The sequence below is a fragment of the Chthonomonas sp. genome, from assembly GCF_035294505.1.
Lineage (GTDB): Bacteria > Armatimonadota > Chthonomonadetes > Chthonomonadales > Chthonomonadaceae > Chthonomonas.
Genome location: NZ_DATGKU010000052.1, coordinates 1 through 2,571, shown reverse-complemented (window position 1 = coordinate 2,571; position 2,571 = coordinate 1). Strand labels below are relative to the sequence as shown.

Here is a 2,571-nt window from a genome sequence, read left to right as displayed (position 1 = left end):
GCCCTAACACAAACATCGTTCGCGCCCAATAGGCTCTAAAGCGTGGCATATACGTTGTCATTCTTTTGCGTCTCCTCCATAGCGTCGAAACTTTTTAGGTTGAATTTAGAACTTCACCACCGCTGCGAGTGTGAATGTGTCCTGATCGAGTGTGGTGGTGCCATGCCCTCCGAGGAAGAAGGGTTTGTTCGCGTGGTCGTGGCGATACTCCAGCCGAGTGAGAACCTGGTTCTTGAAGAGCGAGTACTCGAGGGTGAGAGTGGCCTCGCGAAGCACGGTGTAGCCGGGAAGACCAAGCCGGAGACCGGCCCCACCCGCGCCGGCGATGTCCTCGAACTGATCGTAGCGCGCCGCCACAGCCAGTTTTGAAGTGAGCTGATAGCGGGCATATCCGGCGATATCCGTCCAGTAGCCGGAGTAGTGGGTCTTACCCACATTGCCGGCACCCTGACCGTAATCCACCTCCGCGGCCAGCTTCAGGTCTTTTGTAACCTGGTAGGTGGGCTGTATCTCGAAGAGGTTAGTGTCTATACCCCCTTTGTGGATGGGCGCTAACGCGGGGCCGTAAGCGCCGGTACCCTCCAGTCCGCCCATATAGGTGAGGTTGGTTGTGAGGCTGGCGTTGGGCGCCCAAGAGAGCTGCACGAAGCCGCTTTTGGCATCGTTATCGTCGGCAATGTCGTTCCATCCGTTAACCAGCCCTCCCTGAAGGGTGAGCGTTTTAGAGAGGGGGGTGGTTGCCCGTAAGCCAGCATGGTAGAACGGAATGGCATACTGGAAGCCGAAGCTTCGAGAGTACTCGTCGTTTTTGGCGCTCTCGATCACCTCATAGCCGAAACTCGTCACGAAGATGCCGGCATCGAAGGTTACCGGGTGCTTCATGATGTTGAGCGTTTTGGTGATGTAGAGCTGTTGGATCGTCTGCCAGGCAGCGGTGCCTCCCGGCTCGGTGGCATGAACGAGGCGAGCCGTGTCTCCGGTGGTGAGCGTGGCGGTGATGCTGAACGGTATCCCCTTTCCCTCGTTACGGGTGATGTTCAGCTCTAAAAGGCTTAAGCTCAGTTCCCGGTCGTTGATATCGAACGAACGCCCCACGTTGTCAATGCCGATCTTCTCTCCGTCTGTCGTGGTTAGCACTGCGGCGGGATAGGGGCCGCGCGCGTTGATCAGGTAGTAGAGATCGAGGTAGCCGGAGATATCCACCTCGCCGGGTTTCGGGCCGGAGCTGCCGTCGGCACGCGCCGATTTCGGAGCCGTTGTAAGAACGACCAGCCCCAGAAGCCCGCACACTCCAAGCTGATAGGCCAGCGCTTTCGCATAGCCTAAGCGTTGAGGCACAGCAGCCTGTGCGGTTGTTGGGGAGAAGAGTCTCCCAAAGTGAATGTTCAATGTGCCCTCCTTTAGGTTAAGGATAGTTGGTAATGCCACGGCGAATTTGAGATTCGCTGTGGGGAAAAACAGGCTGACTCCAAAAGCGGAACAGAGCCAGAACGGGCACGCCTATTGACCTTGCCGAGGAGTCGCTTGCCGACATCGGTGAAGAGACGACTTCGTAAAGGCAGAGGGAAAGGCGTTTCCGACGCAGCGGCATTGACCGGCCGGGGAAGACAAGCGGAAACGTAAAGACGCCCGCGTAAGGCGATTAGCGACGACGCTATGGGAACAACGCTGTAGGGGATTTTGCGACAGAGCCAGCTACGGCATCACTGCCGCAAAAGGGGTGAACGAGTAAACTTCTCCCAACGCTGGGAAAGATTGCCATTTGCAGCAGCAAGAATGCCCTGCGAGTAGGAGTTATATTACCAAACGATGTACGCCATTGTCAATAGTTTGGATAATTTTTTTCAAATTTTCCTGCCGAATAGCTTTTTTGCCACTCCTTGTTTGCATCGCTAGGAGAGAAGTGTGCAGGAAAGAAAGGCTCTTTCCTGCACAGAGAAGCTTTTCTAGATATCGTAGTACAGGGCGAACTCGTAGGGGTGGGGACGCAAAGCGATCTGTTCGATCTCCTGCTTGCGCTTGTACTCGATATAGGTTTCGATGAGGTCTTGATCGAAGACCCCACCCTTCAGCAGATACTCGTGATCCTCCTCCAAAGCCTGAAGGCTTTCGGCGAGGCTACCAGGGGTTTGGGCGATGCCGTGGCGCTCTTCCGGCTCCAGCTCATAGAGGTCTTTATCAATGGGGGCCGGTGGCTGGATTTTGTTTTCGATGCCGTCGAGGCCGGCCATCATCATCGCGGCGAAGGCCAGATAGGGGTTGGCGCTGGGGTCGGGCGCACGGAACTCGATGCGTTTGGCCTTAGGCGATTTGCTGATCATGGGAATGCGCACGCAGGCCGATCGGTTGCGGGCGGAGTAGATCAGATTGATGGGGGCCTCGTACCCCGGCACGAGCCGCCGATAGGAGTTGGTGGTGGGGGCACAAAAGGCCAGCAGAGAGGCCGCGTGTTTCAGGATGCCGCCGATGTAGTAGACGGCTAGCTCGGAGAGCTGCCCGTAGCCCTTCTCATCGAAGAAGAGGGGTTTGCCATCCTTCCATAGCGACTGGTGGGTGTGCATGCCGGAGCCG

At 56.7% G+C, this 2,571-nt stretch carries 2 protein-coding genes; both read right to left on the bottom strand.

Features of this window, described 5'->3' with window-relative positions; all coding sequences use genetic code 11:
* Positions 1-105: 105 nt before the first annotated feature.
* Entirely contained in the window at positions 106-1,389 is a 1,284-nt protein-coding gene (locus VKV18_RS02445; RefSeq protein WP_324202641.1) for an outer membrane beta-barrel protein, read from the bottom strand.
* Positions 1,390-1,946: 557 nt separating this feature from the next.
* On the bottom strand, positions 1,947-2,571 hold a 625-nt coding region (locus tag VKV18_RS02440; RefSeq protein ID WP_414647172.1), incomplete at its 5' end, for a glutamine synthetase family protein.